The following is a 14,270-nucleotide window of genomic DNA, read 5'->3' as shown; positions in this document are numbered from 1 at the left end:
CATCGCGTACGCCGTCGCCAGCGCGTGCAGCAGCCGGCCGTGATGGCTGCGGTGGGCGGCCAGCGGAATGCGCTCGCCCGCCTTCGGTCCGGCCAGGAGGCGGCTGTGGGCGTACCGCACCGCGATGGTCAGCGCGGCCCGTGACATGCCCAGCGTGCCGGCGCTCATGCACAGCTTGCCCATGGTGACGCGGTTGATGGAACGCAGCAGCCGCTTGCGCCTGTTGCCGAGGGTGCTGGCCAGCGTCCCGTCGGCGCCGAGCCGCCCGTGCTCGGCCTCAAGGAGCGCCTCGCGCGGCAGCCACACCCGGTCGAACGAGGTGAGGCAGTGGTCGACCGGGGTGCCGGTGCGCTGGGGGAGCGGCCGGACCCGTACTCCGGGCAGGTGGCCGTTCTCGTCGCTGAGCGGGGTCAGGAAGAGGAAGGTGCCCTGGTCCTCGCCGTCGATGACGAGCCGGGCGGCGACCACCGCCGTCTTGGGGCCGCCGGTCAGGCTGGTGTTGGGCATGAACTTCCGCGCGCCCGGCGTGGGGGTGGTGAGGTGGAAGCCGCCCGTCACGCGGTCGAACACCGCGACCGTCTCCATCGACGCGACATCGTTCCCGTGCTCCAGCTCTGTGCACAGAAACGTTCCTGTACGCCGGAGCGAGGTGAACGCGGACAGGTCCCTGTCCCGGCCGCCGTCGTGGTCGAGGACGCTGCCGAGGAACAGGTTGTAGTGGATGCTCGCGAGCGTCGTCAGCCCGCCGTCCACCGGTCCCGTCCACTCGTGCAGCCCGGCGAGGCGGTACGGATCGGCCGCCAGCTCCACCGGGTCACCGGCCGCGTCGTTGAGGAGCCGCAGCCGCTCGTACGAGAGGGCCGTCCGCTCCTCGGGCGGCAGCCCCGGGCGGTACGCGAACTCCTTGCCGGACACGAGCCGACGCCAGGCCCCGTGCACGCGTTCGCGATCGGCGCCCTCGAAGAGCAACTGGGCCAGCTCGTCGGCGACGGGGTGGGTCTTGGTGAGTGCTGGCGCGGCCATCGAACTCCCCTGGGTGTGGGAACCGGTCAGGTACGAACCACTGCGCACCGAAGATACGTACCAACCGGTTTTGTTTTCAAGGGTGCTCAGGGGGCGAAGGCGCTTACTGGGGGAGCCTTCGGGGGGCGCTCACGGCGCGGCCGAGGCTTAGATGCAGCTCAGGAGGGGGCCGCGAGTTCGATGTGGGTGAATCCTTGAGAAACCGTTCGGCTGGTTTTATTCTGGGCCGCGAGGTCGCAGCTGCCCGGTACAGACCTCATGGTCTCTTTTCCCGATGTGCGGGATGGTACGGAGGTTGTTCGTGGCGCGGCAAGAGCGGGCCATTCGGACGCGGCGGGCGCTTCTCGTCGCGGCGGCCGAGGTGTTCGACGAGGTCGGATACGAAGCGGCGACCATCTCCGACGTCCTCAAGAAGTCGGGCATGACCAAGGGCGCCCTCTACTTCCACTTCACGTCCAAGGAGGAGCTCGCCCAGGCGGTCCTCGCGGCGCAGGTCGAGTCCCTGCCGCGGGTGCCCGAACAGGAGCTGAAGCTCCAGCAGTCGCTGGACGAGGCGCTGCTGCTCGCGTATCTGCTCAAGCGGGACACGGGTGATCCGATCGTCCAGGGCAGCGTGCGGCTGACCGTCGACCAGGGGTCGCCCAAGGACCACCTGAATCGGCGGGTGCCGATGAAGGCCTGGCAGGACCACACCCAGGCCCTCTTCCAGGAGGCCAAGGCCAAGGGCGAGGTCCTGCCGCACGCCGATGTGGACTCGCTCGCGAAGCTGTTCGTCGGCGCCTTCACCGGCGTACAGGTGCTGTCGCGGATCATGACCGGCCGCGCGGACCTGGCGGAGCGGGTGGCCGACCTCTACCGGCATCTGATGCCGTCGATCGCGGTTCCTGGCGTGCTCGTCCGGCTGGACTTCACACCGGAGCGGGCGGCGCGGATCCACCGCGAGGCCATGGAGCTGCGCGAGGCGGAGGCGGCCGAGGGCGAGGGCGAGGGCGACCTGGAGGACGGGCCGGAGGCGGACATCGCGGCCGGCCCGCAGACCGGGGCCGATGCCGGTGCCAGCGCCGGGGCTGAGGTTGAGGCTGAGGCGCCCGCGGGGGTCGCGACCGCCGCTCAGTGAAGCGCCCTCGCGTCGGGGGCGCGTCGAGGACCGACCGAACGGAGTGCACGGATGGACATGTCTGCTTGCCCTTACGCGCTGGACGTGACGGGGCGCGATCTCGCCTCGGAGGCCGAGAAGCTGCGTTCACGAGGGCCGGTGGCCGAGGTGGAACTGCCGGGCGGAGTGGTCGCCTGGGCGGCCGTGCGGCAGAAGTACGTCAAACAACTCCTGCTGGATCCAAGGGTGTCGAAGGACGCCCGGCAGCACTGGCCCGCCTTCGTCGAGGGGCGGATAGGCCCCGAGTGGCCGCTGTATCCGTGGGTCGCCAACGAGAACATGCTGTTCGCCTACGGGGATCACCACTCCCGGCTGCGGAGACTGGTCGCGGGCGCGTTCACCGCGCGCCGCAGCGAGGCCCTGCGGCCACGGATCGAGGAGATCACGGCCGGGCTGCTGGACGACCTGGCCGCCGTGCCCGCCGGTGAACGGATCGATCTGCGGACGGAGTTCGCCAAGCTGCTGCCGATGCGGGTCATCTGCGAACTGTTCGGGGTGGCGGAGGAGGCCCGCGAACCCCTGTGCGCCGCGCTGGAGTTGGTGTTCGGCACGGCCGTGTCCGCCGAGCGGATGGCCGCCGCGCAGATCGAGGTCTTCGGGATGCTCGCCGGGCTGGTCGCCGAGAAGCGGGCCGAACCCGGCGGCGATCTGACGTCCGCGCTGATCGAGGCCCACGACCAGGACGCGGACGGCGGGCTCACCGAGGAAGAACTCCTCGGCACCCTCTACCTCATGATCGCCGCAGGCCAGGAGACGACCTGCACGCTCATCACCAACGCCGTCGGGGCCCTGCTCGCCCACCCGGAACAGCTCGCCCACGTCCGCGCCGGCCGGGCCACCTGGATGGACGCGGTGGACGAGACACTGCGCGTGCACAGCCCGGCGGCGTACTCCCCGATGCGGTTCGCGGTCGACGACATCGCACTGGGGAATCCCGCACCGGGGAATCCCGTACCGGCCGACGGCGGATCCGATGCCGAGTCCGGCGAGTCCGACGAGTCCGGCGACCGGTCCGACGGCGGGTCCGAGAGCGTACTGATCCGCAAGGGCGACCCCATCCTCGTCTCCTTCGCCGCCGCGTCCGGAGATCCGGAGGCGTACGGGGACGACGTCGCCGTCTTCGACCTGCTGCGCCCGGGCCGCCGCGAGGACCTGGCCTTCGGGTTCGGGGTGCACCGGTGCCTGGGGGCACCGCTCGCGCGGATCGAGGCGAGCGTGGCCCTGGCGGGGCTGTTCGACCGCTTCCCCGGGCTGACCCTGGCGGCACCGGCGGACGGCATCGAGCCGGTGGAGTCCTTCATCGTCAACGGCTACGGCTCGCTGCCCGTGCTCCGAGCCCAGCAGTAGCGGGAGCGGCAGCAGGGGACAGGGGTCGTAGCAGTAGCAAAAGGCAATGACCCGACAATAGAAACCGCACGTGCGGTTTGTTATCGTGAAGGCGCCTCTCCGGCACGCCCCTCGCAGCAACGGAGCGCTCTGATGGCCCAGCAGGAACGCGCGGTACGTACGCGCAACGCGTTGATCGAGTCGGCGGCCGAGCTTTTCTGCAAGGACGGCTTCGACGTCGTGTCCCTGTCCACGATCAGCGCCCGGGCGGGGGTCAGCAACGGCGCGCTGCACTTCCACTTCGCCAGCAAGGCGGCCCTGGCCGCGGCGGTGTGGGAGGCGGCGGCGCAGCGGCTCCGGCGGATCACGGTCGAGGGCCGGGCGAGGGCCGAGGCCGCCGGGGGTCCCGGGGCCGCCGGTTCCGGCGGGTCCTTGCAGGTGCTGGTCGACACCACGCACGCGCTGCTCCGGGGCCTGCGGCACGACGTGATCCTGCGGGCCGGTTTCGACCTGAGCGAGAGCCCGGTGCCGGTGGCGGCCGGGGCGGATCTTCGGCGGCGGTGGCAGACCTGGGTGGAGGGCGTACTGGCCGAGGCGGCCCGCGAGGGCGCGCTGGCCCGTGATGTGGCGCCGCAGGACGCGGCCCATGCCGTGGTCGCGGCCACCGTGGGCTTCGGGGCCCTGGGCAGCCGGAACGCGCAGTGGCTGTCGCAGTCCATGCTGACCCGCTTCTGGGCGCTGCTGCTGCCGCGGCTCGCCACGGAGGCGGCGCTCAAGGGGCTGGTGCCCTCTGGGCGGCGGGAGGGAACGGCGGGGGCCGATGCCGTGCCCCCGCCGTTCCGCGTCACGGCCCGCTCGGGGGCGTGACGGGGCGCGACAAGCCCCCTAGTGATGTCGCGTGTCCCGCCGGCTAGGCGACCGGCACGCGGGCGAACCGCCCCGCCACCCGAAGATCCCCCTCGATCCGCCCGGCCGTCGCGGCCAGCTCCGGCAACACCTCACCCAGGCACTGCTCGATGGTCCGCCGAGAGCTGTGCATCGCCACGTTCACGGCCGCCACGACCCGCCCCGTACGGTCCCGCACCGGAACCGCGATCGACCGCAGCCCCTCCTCCAACTCCCCGTCCACCAGGGCGTATCCGGCCTCCCGGACGCGATCGAGGGTGGTCGTGAGAGCGCCCGGGTCGGTGACCGTGTGCGGGGTCAGCGCGTGCAGGCCGGTCAGCAGCGGGTCCCGCTCCGCCCCGGTGAGGTCGGCGAGCATCACCCGGCCCAGCGAGGTCGCGTAGGCCGGGAAACGCGTGCCGACGGTGATGTTGACGCTCATGATGCGGCTGGTGGCGACGCGGGCCGTGTACTGGATCTCGGCGCCCGCGAGGACCGCGAGGGACGCCGAGTCGTGCAGCCGGTCGGCGAGTTCGGCGAGATGCGGGGCCGCGATCTGCGGAAGCGTCGTACGGGAGAGGGGCGGGAAGCCGAGCGCCAGGACGCGCGGCGTCAGCGTGAACGTCCGCCCGTGGGCGGCCACTTGGCCCAGGTGCTCCAGCGTGATCAGCGCACGCCGGGCCGTCGCCCGCGCGAGCCCGGTGGCCTGCGCGACCTCGGTGAGCGTCAGCTCGGCCCGGCCCTCGCCGAACGCCGTGATCACGGTCAGCCCGCGGGCCAGCGACTCGATGAACTCCCGGCCCAGTTCGTGCTTCGAGGCCCCGGTCCAGGTGGCGAGTCCGGCGGGTGCGACAGGCGCGGCGGGCTGCTGGGCGGGGGCGTCCCGCAGATCCCGTTCCATCGCGCGCACGGTCGCCCGCAGCCGGGGCAGCAGGGTGTCCCGCAGGGAGTCGGCGGTGTGCCTGCTGGTGTGGCTCACCACGCTCACCACACAGGCGATACGCCCACCGCGATCCCGTACGGGCACGGAGACCGCGACCAGGCCCGGCTCGATCAACTGGTCGTCGAGCGCCCAGCCGCGTGCCGCCGCCTCCCGCGTCCGCTCTTCGAACTCCTCGTCCCCGGTGGGGTGTTCACGGGGCGGCACGGCGGGAAAACCGTGGTCCTCGGGATCGGCGGCCCGCCGTTCGCGCCAGCGCGTCCAGTCCTCGTCGGTCCACTGCGTGGCGAACAGCGGGCCGGGCGCGGTCCGTTCGGCCGGGAGCAGATCGCCGATGCGGAAGCTCAGCGACATCGCGCGGCGCCGGGTCGCCTGGTGGATGAAGCGGATGCCGTCCCGGTCGCCGACCGCCAGCGACACCGACTCGTCCAGTTCGTCGGCGAGCGCGTCGGCCCGCCCGTCCAGCAGCCGGGGGAGCCGCAGCGCGGCCAGGTAGGCGTTGCCCAGCTCCATCAGGCGCGGCGTGAGCACGGCGTCCCGGCCGTCGAGACGTACGTATCCCATGCGGGCCAGTGTTGCCGCGATGCGGTCCACCGTGGATCTGGCGAGGCCGGTGGCCTTCTCCAGGGCGCTGAGGCTCGACGTGCCGCCTGCCTCTGTGAGCCTCAGCAGTACGGTGATGCCTCGCATGAGCGGGGCTACTGCCTCGACGGGTGCGACTGCGTCGGGCTTGGCGGGTGTGAGGTGGGTCGGTGGCATGGCTCCCCATTACGGTGTGCGGACCACGGTAATGACTGCGGGTCGCTCCGCGGGAAGGGCCGTGTTGAACGTGCGGGTCGGTCGGGGCTGGGTGCGCGGTTCCTCGCGCCCCTAAAAAAACTGGGGCGCCCCAGTTGCTGGGCGCGCCCTACGACGCCGCCTGGCGGTCCCGGGTCACGTACACCTGGTGGTTGCCCGTGGAGTCGGTGCCCGCGACGGTGATGCGGATGCCGGTTCTGAGGTCCTTGAAGTACTGGCCGGGGGAGAAGGTCGCGTCGGAGAGTTCGGCGTGGACGTTGGGGCTGCGGGTGCAGCCGCCGCTGTCCTTGGTGGAGTCGATCACCGTGATCGGGCCCCGGCCGGTGTCGACGGTCGCGTCGACCTTGTAGATGAGCACGCCCGACTTGCAGACCGCGTCGTCGTTGCCCGTCTGGGTGCGCAGTTCGACCGCGTACCCCGTCTTCGAGTCGACGGGGACGAAGACCAGTTTGCCGCCGGTGCCGGGCTCGGCCAGCGGGGTCAGGACGTGCTCGGTGGTGCCGGCCGCGGACGCGCAGCCGACCTGGGCGTCGTCGAGCCAGCCGAGCTTCCACTTGTGCCAGCCCAGCAGGTCGTTGTCGGCCCCCCAGTCCTCGCTCATGATGTCCCAGTGCCCGACCGCGGCGCCCCCGTCCTGGGTGTAGAGGTCGGGCAGCCCGAAGACATGGCCGTTCTCGTGGGGGAGTACGCGGTAGCCGGTCTCGCCGTACGAGCCGGAGCCGTCGTCCTGGCGGCTGTAGACGAAGGACGCGTTCGCGACGGGCACCCCGTCCGCGACCGGCGCCTCCGTGTTGCCCGCGAAGGTCACCGACAGGACCGTGTCGAGGGCGGAGGGTCCGGCGTTCGGGGTCATCAGGACGTTCAGCAGGTCGTACTCCCTGAAGTCCACCTTCGGATCGGCCGCGGCCACCAGGTCCTGGACCAGGTCGCGGTAGCCGGGGTCGAAGGGGGCCCCGCGTTCTATCCCGTACTCCTCGAAGGACTTGGGCATCCGCAGCCAGCCGGGTATCGGGGCCTCGGGGCGGTAGTCGAGGCGGCCGTACGAACTGGTGCGGAACCAGTTGGTGGTCTGCGGGAAGAACTCGCCGAACCGGTCGAGCGCGCTGCCCTCGCCGGGCGCGTCGGAGAAGTCGACCATCAGGTTCAGGGCGCGGACGGTGCCCGTGGAGCGCGAGTAGCCGGCCGGGGTGGGGATGCCCTCGGACATCTGCACGCCCATCGAGCCGCTGATCATGCAGGGACCGAGGGGGGAGGAGCGCGCCAGCGCGATGGGTCCCGCAGCCGTGGGGGAACCGCTCGTCAGATGTCCGGTCCCGGCGGAGGTGCTGACCGCCAGGGTGAGAACGGTGACCGTGACGAAGGCTGCGGCGCGGCGGCGCGGGGATATCCGACGGCTGGTCGGCTGCATGCGGGCGCCCTTCGCTCCAGGCAGCCGGCCGGTGTGGCTGCACCCTGTTCGATCACCCTGTGCCGCCGGATGCGCGGGCGCGCGCTGGAGGAGCCCGATCGTGGGTTTCTTGCTCGCGGGAGCCCCGAGAGGGTGTGACGCGGGTCACATGAAATCTCTTCGGGGTTGGGAAATAACCGGGGATCGTTTCCCCGTTTAGCCATGTGTCCGAGCGAAACGGGGATTCGATCCCCGGATCGCACCCACCGGCTCAAGGAGTACGCCGTGGAGACCGCAGTCCGCGTACAGCACAAGGTGACCCGGCCGCGCGCCGACGCCCTGCGCAACCGGGAGCGGATCGTCACCGCCGCCCGCGAGATGTTCGTGGAGTTCGGCCCCGACGTGCCGCTCGACGAGGTCGCTCGCCGGGCCGGCGTCGGCAATGCCACGGTGTACCGCAACTTCCCGGACCGGGACGCACTGGTGCGGGAGGTCGTCTGCTCGGTCATGGACCGTACGTCGGAGGCGGCCGAACTCGCGCTCGCCGAGACGGGCGACGCGTTCGAGGCGCTCTCGCGCTTCGTGCACGCCTGTGCCGACGAGCGGCTCTCGGCCCTCTGCCCGATGATGTCCAGCGCCTTCGACCAGCACCACCCGGATCTGGAGGCGGCGCGTGAGCGGATCGAGGAACTGGCCGAGCGGCTGATGGCCCGCGCCCGCGAGGCCGGACAGCTCCGACCCGACGTGGGCGTCGGCGACATCATGATCGCCGTGGCCCAGCTCAGCAGGCCCCCGGCCGGTACCGCGACCCTGTGCTTCGACCGGTTCGTCCACCGTCACCTGCAGCTGTTCCTGGACGGTCTGCGGGCCCCGGCCCGATCCGAACTGCCGGGTACGACCGCGACCATGGAGGACCTGCGCAAAGCCTGACCGATGACTTCCGCCCCTTGCGGCGGTCCCTACCAGCGATGACCCGACCAGTGCTCGCGTAACCCCACTTACGCACCGAACTCACCGAACCTCCCGGCCGTCACCGACGACGTGCCGCGCCCTCTCACTGCCTTTTTCGATCCGAAGTCCCGAAGTGGGTACCTCCATGTCTGAAACAGCCCAGGCCGCCGCCGGTACGGCGCAGGCCCCCGATTCCAACCGCTGGAAAGCGCTGACCTTCATCGCGCTCGCCCAGCTCATGGTCGTGCTCGACGCGACGATCGTGAACATCGCGCTGCCCTCGGCCCAGCAGGACCTGGGTATCTCCGACGGCAACCGGCAGTGGGTCATCACGGCCTACGCCCTCGCCTTCGGCGGACTCCTCCTCTTCGGCGGCCGGATCGCCGACATCTGGGGCCGCAAGCGCACCTTCGTCACCGGCCTCATAGGCTTCGCCGGCGCCTCCGCCCTCGGCGGTGCCGCCACCAACGAGGCGATGCTGCTCGGCTCCCGCGCCCTGCAGGGTGCCTTCGGCGCGCTGCTCGCGCCCGCCGCGCTCTCGCTGCTCGCGGTGATGTTCACCGACTCCAAGGAGCGCGCCAAGGCGTTCGGCATCTACGGTGCGATCGCCGGTGGCGGTGGCGCCGTCGGCCTGATCCTCGGCGGCTTCCTCACCGAGTACCTGGACTGGCGCTGGACGTTCTTCGTGAACATCCCGTTCGCGGTCGTCGCCGCCGCCGGTGCGTACTTCGTCATCCGTGAGCCGTCCGGCAGCCGCAACCGCTCGCCGCTCGACATCCCGGGTGTCGTCCTGTCCACCCTCGGTCTGGTCTCCCTCGTCTACGGCTTCACCCGCGCCGAGTCCGAGGGCTGGGGCGACTCCATGACGATCGGCCTGTTCGTCGCGTCGGCGGTGCTCCTCGCGGCCTTCGTCCTCGTCGAGTCCAAGGTCAAGGCCCCGCTGCTGCCCCTGCGCGTCATCACCGAGCGCAACCGTGGCGGTGTCTACCTCTCGCTCGGTCTCGCGATCATCGCGATGTTCGGCCTGTTCCTCTTCCTGACCTACTACCTGCAGATCGTGAAGGGCTACTCGCCGGTCAAGACCGGTTTCGCCTTCCTGCCGATGATCGCGGGCATGATCACGGGCTCCACGCAGATCGGCGCCCGGCTGATGAACCGCCTCCCGGCGCGTCTGCTGATGGGCCCGGGCTTCCTGGTCGCCGCGGCCGGCATGCTGCTGCTGACCCAGATGGAGATCGGCTCCTCGTACGCGGCCCTGCTCCTGCCGGCGATGCTGCTGCTCGGCCTCGGTATGGGTACGGCGTTCATGCCGGCCATGTCCCTGGCCACGCTGGGCGTCGAGCCGCGTGACTCCGGTGTCGCCTCCGCGATGGTCAACACCTCGCAGCAGGTGGGCGGCGCGATCGGTACGGCTCTGCTGAACACGATCGCCGCGTCGGCCACCACGGCGTACGTCAAGGATCACATCGCCGGTGCCACCACCCAGCCCCAGCAGCAGCTCGTCCAGCTGCAGGCCCAGGTGCACGGCTACACCAACGCGATCTGGTTCGCCGTCGGCATCCTCGTCGTGGCCGCCGGAATCGCCTTCACCTTCATCAACGCCGGCAGCCCCGACGCCACGGCAGCGGCCGCCGGCTCCCTCGAAGACACCGAGGACGACGTGAAGGTCCCGGTCATCGCTCACTAGCGCGACACCGGACCCGCATGGGGTCACCCACTGACCTCGTACGTATGCAGGGGTGGGGACGCCTTCATACGTACGAACCGGGATCTGCCCCGGCTCCGAGAGCGGTGGAGCCGGGGCAGATCCATGCCCAAGGGCTCGGGGCCCGGTGTAGAGGTCGCGGGCCGGGACCCGCGAGGGGCCGCGTGAGCGGCTTTCAAGGGGCGCGGGGAACTGCGCAGTCTTTTGGCTTTTAGGGGCGCGGGGAACTGCGCGACCTGGCCACGACCAACCCGCACCCATAAGGAACCTGGCGAAGCCCTACCGAAGCCAGGGCAGGTCCGCCCCCGCACCCTCCGGCTGCAGCCCCTCCGCGATGATCAGCATGGCCTCGCCAAGCGCCTTCTGCTGATCAGCCGTGAGCCGGTCGAAGAACGCCTGCCGAACCGCCGCCACATGCCCAGGCGCACTCCGCATCAGAACCTCGTACCCCTCATCCGTCAGCACGGCGAACTGCCCCCGCTTGTCCGAAGGGCAGTCCTCCCGCCGCACCCACCCGTTCTTCTCCAGCCGCGCGATCGCATGCGAGAGCCGGGACCTGGTGATCTTCGCCTTCATCGCCAGCTCGGTCATCCGCAGCCGCCGACGGGGCGCCTCGGCGAGACCGACGAGCAGGCCGTAATAGATGTGAGGCATGCCCGCATCGCGCTGGAGCTGGCGGTCGAGATGGTCGTCGAGAAGGGTGGTGGCATGGATGTACGCACGCCACGTGCGCTGTTCCTCGTCACTGAGCCAGCGCGGCTCGTCAGCGGATGCCGTGTTCATGCATCTACTGTACGAGACCCCTCCTTGAACGTTAAACAAATCGGGAGTATCCTCACTTTGTAGAGGTTGATACTTCAAGCAAGTGCCTCGGCCGGGGTCGAACGGTATCGGCCGAGCCGGCCGAACGAGTCCCCAAGGGAGCCGCCGCCATGTCCGCCGCCACCGAGGAACGTGCCGTCGTGGAGCGCATGCCCGCCCTCTACCTCTCCCACGGCGCCCCGCCGCTGGCCGACGACCCGGTCTGGCCCGGCCAGCTCGCCGCCTGGTCCAAGGACCTGCCGCGCCCCAAGGCGATCCTCATGATCTCCGCGCACTGGGAGGAGGCCCCGCTCGCCCTCGGGGCCACCGAGACCATCCCCCTGGTCTACGACTTCTGGGGCTTCCCCGAGCACTACTACAAGGTGCGGTACGAGGCGCCCGGCGCCCCCGAACTCGCCGAGTCCGTCCGCAAGTTGCTGCGCGCCCCCGGCATGCCCGTCCAGGACATCCCGGACCGCGGCCTGGACCACGGCGCGTACGTCCCGCTGGTGGAGATGTTCCCGGCGGCCGACATCCCGGTCCTCCAGGTCTCGATGCCCACGCTCGACCCGGTCCGCCTCATGGAGATCGGCCGCAAGCTGGCGCCCCTGCGTGACGAGGGCGTCCTGATCGTCGGCTCCGGCTTCTTCACGCACAACCTGGCGGCCCTGCGGCAGGGCGGGATCCCCGGCTGGTCGGCGGAGTTCGACGAGTGGGGCCACCGCGCCCTGGACTCCGGTGACGTGGACGGCCTGCTCGACTTCCTCCACAAGTCCCCGGCGGGACAGCTGGCCCACCCGCGCACCGAGCACTTCGCCCCGCTCTTCGTGACGATGGGCGCGGCGGACGCCTCCGGCGAGCTGGACGCCCAGCGATCGGTGATCGACGGCTTCTGGCTGGGTCTGGCGAAGCGGTCGGTGCAGTTCGGCTGAGCCCGGCGGGCCCACCGGGGGAGCTCCGGAGGCTCGACCGGCGGGCCCACCGGCCGACCCCTCAGAGCTCCTTCTCGTACCAGGCCACATCCCAGTACCGCCCGAACTTCCGGCCCACCTCCCGGTACGTACCGACGTGCCGGAACCCGAACCGCTCGTGCAGCCGCACGGACGCCTCGTTGGGCTGGGCGATCCCCGCGTAGGCCCGGTGCAGGTCCTCGTCCGCGAGCGCCGCGAACAGGGCCTTGTAGAGCAGCGTGCCGACGCCCCGGCCGCCGGCGTCCGGGGCGAGGTAGATCGTCACCTCCACGGACGTCTCGTACGCGGGCTTCGGCCGGAAAGCGCTGGATGTGGCGTAGCCCAGAATTCGCTGTGAGTCACCGGCCGTGGCAACCATCAGCCGATGTGGGCCGTCTTCAGGGTGAGAGAGCAGCCAAGGGCGGCGCTCTACCGGAGTGAAGGTCGCTGTGTCGAACGTGATCGGCGTCTCACGCACATAGTGGTTGTAGATGTCCGTGAGGGCGTCGAGGTCGCTCTCGACTCCCGGTCTGACCTGCACCTCTGTACGTTCCGACGACATCTGACCTCCCTCGGTGGCCGCACAGGGTACTGCAAGATCAGAAAAATCGAGTAGCGCGTTGGGAATTCTGTCCGGATTCCAGTCGTTGTTTCCATCGGATGCAGGGCACCCGAGAGGGTGTCCGAGCCACCACCAGAACCACCAGGACCCGCAAGCCCACCATCGCAAGGGAGCACGCATGGCAACCCGTGCCGTCGCCCGTCGTAAGTCCGCCTCAGGCGGAAGCGACGCGGCACGCAGTGTTCGCGTCGTAGGCGGCGAGATCGCCGACCGCGACCTGGTCGGCATGTATCTCGACGAGATCGCGCGCACACCGCTGCTCGACGCCGCCAAGGAAGTGGACCTCTCCCAGACCATCGAGGCGGGCGTCTTCGCCCAGCAGATCCTCGACGGCGAGGTCACCGACACAAAGGTGAAGGCCTCCCGCGAGGAGCTCGAAGCGCTGGTCGCCGACGCCGAGCGGGCCAAGGACATCTTCATCCGGTCGAACCTCCGCCTGGTCGTGGCGGTCGCTCGCCGCTACCCGCGCAGCGGTCTGCCGCTCCTGGACCTGATCCAGGAGGGGAACGCGGGCCTGGTCCGAGCCGTCGAGAAGTTCGACTACCGCAAGGGCTTCAAGTTCTCGACGTACGCGACCTGGTGGATCCGTCAGGCCATCACCCGTTCCATCGCCGACCAGTCCCGCACCATCCGCCTCCCCGTCCACCTGGTGGAGGAGCTGGGCCGGATCCGCCGTGTGCAGCGCGAGTTCAACCGCGAGCACGGCCGTGAGCCGGAGCCCGCGGAGATCGCCGCGGAGCTGGACACGAAGCCGGAGCGCGTGGTCGACGTCCTGGACTGGGCCCGTGACCCGGTCTCGCTGAACATGTCGGTGGACGACGACGGCGACACCCAGTTCGGTGACCTGCTGGAGGACACCTCGGCGGTCTCGCCCGAGCAGTCCGTGCTCACGCTGCTGCGCAGCGAGGAGCTGGACGACCTCATCGGCCGCCTCGATCAGCGCACGGCCTCGATCATCAAGATGCGGTACGGCATCGAGGACGGCCGGGAGCGCACGCTCACCGAGGTCGGCAAGGAGCACGGCCTCACGCGCGAGCGCATCCGCCAGATCGAGAAGCACGCGCTGCTGGAACTGAAGAAGCTGGCCCGCGACACGGGCTTCGACGCCGCCGCGTAGGCCGCCCCTGGCGGCCGGGTGCTCCGGCCGCCGGCGGCCTGCCCCGTGTGGGTGGCCTCCGGCCGGGGCGCGTATCGCGCGCCGGGCGGTTGTGACCGGTTTCGCGGGGGCGGGTGTGTACTGTCTGCCGGAAGCGGGCGGGACGCCTCCCGCGACGGCGGCGGGACCCGTTCCGGGCGGGCCGTCCTGGGCGGTGAAACTCACTGTCCTCGGGAGGATTGGCCTCGCTCCGCCGGGGCAGGCGGTCCTACCGGGCCATGTACGTCGGGCCGGGGTCGGTCGTGCCTTGCCGGGCCGGTCGGGTCAGGTCTCGAACAAAGTCGTACAGAAGTCCGTTTACCGCCGCTTCAACACATCGGCCCCGGGGCACAAGACTCCAGGGCCCACAGAGCCGAGTCCCGACGCACACCCCCCCCGGCGCCGGGACTCTCCCAGAGCCGAGCTCCGGCGCCTCCCCCCCTGGCGCCGGGGCTCGGCTCCATCTTTGGGCATGGCTGCCCGGGCCACCCCGGACCTGAACCCCGGGGTGACCCGGGTGGCACATTGTGCCACGCGGGCAAACCCTGCCGACCGGGTGCCTGTGGCGGGCCTTTTTCCGCCCCCGCCGCC

Annotated in this window: 11 protein-coding genes and 1 pseudogene; 7 read left to right on the top strand and 5 right to left on the bottom strand. The window is 70.7% G+C overall.

Annotation, left to right across the window (positions count from 1 at the left end):
* Positions 1–1,023, bottom strand: a pseudogene (locus AOK17_RS00795) (acyl-CoA dehydrogenase family protein); the annotation flags it as partial.
* Positions 1,024–1,324: 301 nt separating this feature from the next.
* Between AOK17_RS00795 and AOK17_RS00790 the strand changes: the two are divergent.
* The 3 genes from AOK17_RS00790 to AOK17_RS00780 all read left to right on the top strand — a co-directional run bounded on the left by AOK17_RS00790 (position 1,325) and on the right by AOK17_RS00780 (position 4,372).
* Positions 1,325–2,140: a ScbR family autoregulator-binding transcription factor gene (locus AOK17_RS00790; RefSeq protein ID WP_063997146.1), complete on the top strand. Its 816-nt coding sequence runs from the start codon at positions 1,325–1,327 to the stop codon at positions 2,138–2,140.
* Between the two features lie 51 nt (positions 2,141–2,191).
* Entirely contained in the window at positions 2,192–3,526 is a 1,335-nt protein-coding gene (locus tag AOK17_RS00785) for a cytochrome P450 family protein (RefSeq protein WP_055610273.1), read from the top strand.
* A gap of 132 nt (positions 3,527–3,658) precedes the next feature.
* Complete coding sequence (locus AOK17_RS00780; RefSeq protein ID WP_063997145.1) at positions 3,659–4,372, top strand: ScbR family autoregulator-binding transcription factor; 714 nt, start codon at positions 3,659–3,661, stop codon at positions 4,370–4,372.
* Between the two features lie 43 nt (positions 4,373–4,415).
* Here AOK17_RS00780 and AOK17_RS00775 read toward each other — a convergent pair whose 3' ends face one another.
* Entirely contained in the window at positions 4,416–6,089 is a 1,674-nt protein-coding gene (locus tag AOK17_RS00775; RefSeq protein ID WP_055610272.1) for an IclR family transcriptional regulator domain-containing protein, read from the bottom strand.
* Positions 6,090–6,237: 148 nt separating this feature from the next.
* Entirely contained in the window at positions 6,238–7,536 is a 1,299-nt protein-coding gene (locus tag AOK17_RS00770) for a M6 family metalloprotease domain-containing protein (RefSeq protein WP_055610271.1), read from the bottom strand.
* A 264-nt stretch (positions 7,537–7,800) separates the two neighbouring features.
* Between AOK17_RS00770 and AOK17_RS00765 the strand changes: the two genes are divergently transcribed.
* Positions 7,801–8,445, top strand: coding sequence for a TetR/AcrR family transcriptional regulator (locus AOK17_RS00765; RefSeq protein ID WP_055610270.1), 645 nt, complete (start codon positions 7,801–7,803; stop codon positions 8,443–8,445).
* Between the two features lie 166 nt (positions 8,446–8,611).
* Positions 8,612–10,153 carry an MFS transporter gene (locus AOK17_RS00760; RefSeq protein WP_055610269.1) on the top strand — a complete coding sequence of 514 codons (1,542 nt, stop codon included), beginning with the start codon at positions 8,612–8,614 and terminating at the stop codon, positions 10,151–10,153.
* Positions 10,154–10,450: 297 nt separating this feature from the next.
* Here the strand turns inward: AOK17_RS00760 and AOK17_RS00755 are convergent, their stop codons facing one another.
* Positions 10,451–10,954 carry a MarR family winged helix-turn-helix transcriptional regulator gene (locus AOK17_RS00755; protein ID WP_055610268.1) on the bottom strand — a complete coding sequence of 168 codons (504 nt, stop codon included), beginning with the start codon at positions 10,952–10,954 and terminating at the stop codon, positions 10,451–10,453.
* 149 nt (positions 10,955–11,103) lie between these two features.
* Here AOK17_RS00755 and AOK17_RS00750 point away from each other — a divergent pair, with 149 nt between their 5' ends.
* On the top strand, positions 11,104–11,904 hold the full coding sequence (locus tag AOK17_RS00750; RefSeq protein WP_055610267.1) for a dioxygenase family protein: 801 nt from the start codon (positions 11,104–11,106) through the stop codon (positions 11,902–11,904).
* 61 nt (positions 11,905–11,965) lie between these two features.
* On the opposite strand, the gene AOK17_RS00745 is transcribed toward AOK17_RS00750, so the two are convergent.
* The gene (locus AOK17_RS00745; RefSeq protein WP_055610266.1) at positions 11,966–12,484 is read right to left on the bottom strand and encodes a GNAT family N-acetyltransferase; all 519 of its coding nucleotides are present in this window, start codon (positions 12,482–12,484) and stop codon (positions 11,966–11,968) included.
* Positions 12,485–12,662: 178 nt separating this feature from the next.
* On the opposite strand from AOK17_RS00745, the gene AOK17_RS00740 reads away from it, so the two are divergent.
* Positions 12,663–13,661, top strand: coding sequence for a sigma-70 family RNA polymerase sigma factor (locus tag AOK17_RS00740; protein ID WP_055610265.1), 999 nt, complete (start codon positions 12,663–12,665; stop codon positions 13,659–13,661).
* Positions 13,662–14,270 lie beyond the last annotated feature (609 nt).

The sequence above is a fragment of the Streptomyces phaeochromogenes genome, from assembly GCF_001418655.1.
Taxonomy (GTDB): Bacteria; Actinomycetota; Actinomycetes; order Streptomycetales; family Streptomycetaceae; genus Streptomyces; species Streptomyces phaeochromogenes.
Note: the sequence above shows the minus strand (reverse complement) of the source record. Positions and strands in the feature narration are given on the sequence as shown.

Bases quoted from the DNA above. Each gene is read 5' to 3' on its own strand.
- AOK17_RS00750 (WP_055610267.1), top strand. From the start codon at position 11,104: ATGTCCGCCGCCACCGAGGAACGTGCCGTCGTGGAGCGCATGCCCGCC.
- AOK17_RS00755 (WP_055610268.1), bottom strand. From the start codon at position 10,954: ATGAACACGGCATCCGCTGACGAGCCGCGCTGGCTCAGTGACGAGGAA.
- AOK17_RS00785 (WP_055610273.1), top strand. From the start codon at position 2,192: ATGGACATGTCTGCTTGCCCTTACGCGCTGGACGTGACGGGGCGCGAT.
- AOK17_RS00760 (WP_055610269.1), top strand. From the start codon at position 8,612: ATGTCTGAAACAGCCCAGGCCGCCGCCGGTACGGCGCAGGCCCCCGAT.
- AOK17_RS00740 (WP_055610265.1), top strand. From the start codon at position 12,663: ATGGCAACCCGTGCCGTCGCCCGTCGTAAGTCCGCCTCAGGCGGAAGC.
- AOK17_RS00745 (WP_055610266.1), bottom strand. From the start codon at position 12,484: ATGTCGTCGGAACGTACAGAGGTGCAGGTCAGACCGGGAGTCGAGAGC.
- AOK17_RS00780 (WP_063997145.1), top strand. From the start codon at position 3,659: ATGGCCCAGCAGGAACGCGCGGTACGTACGCGCAACGCGTTGATCGAG.
- AOK17_RS00770 (WP_055610271.1), bottom strand. From the start codon at position 7,536: ATGCAGCCGACCAGCCGTCGGATATCCCCGCGCCGCCGCGCCGCAGCC.
- AOK17_RS00775 (WP_055610272.1), bottom strand. From the start codon at position 6,089: ATGCCACCGACCCACCTCACACCCGCCAAGCCCGACGCAGTCGCACCC.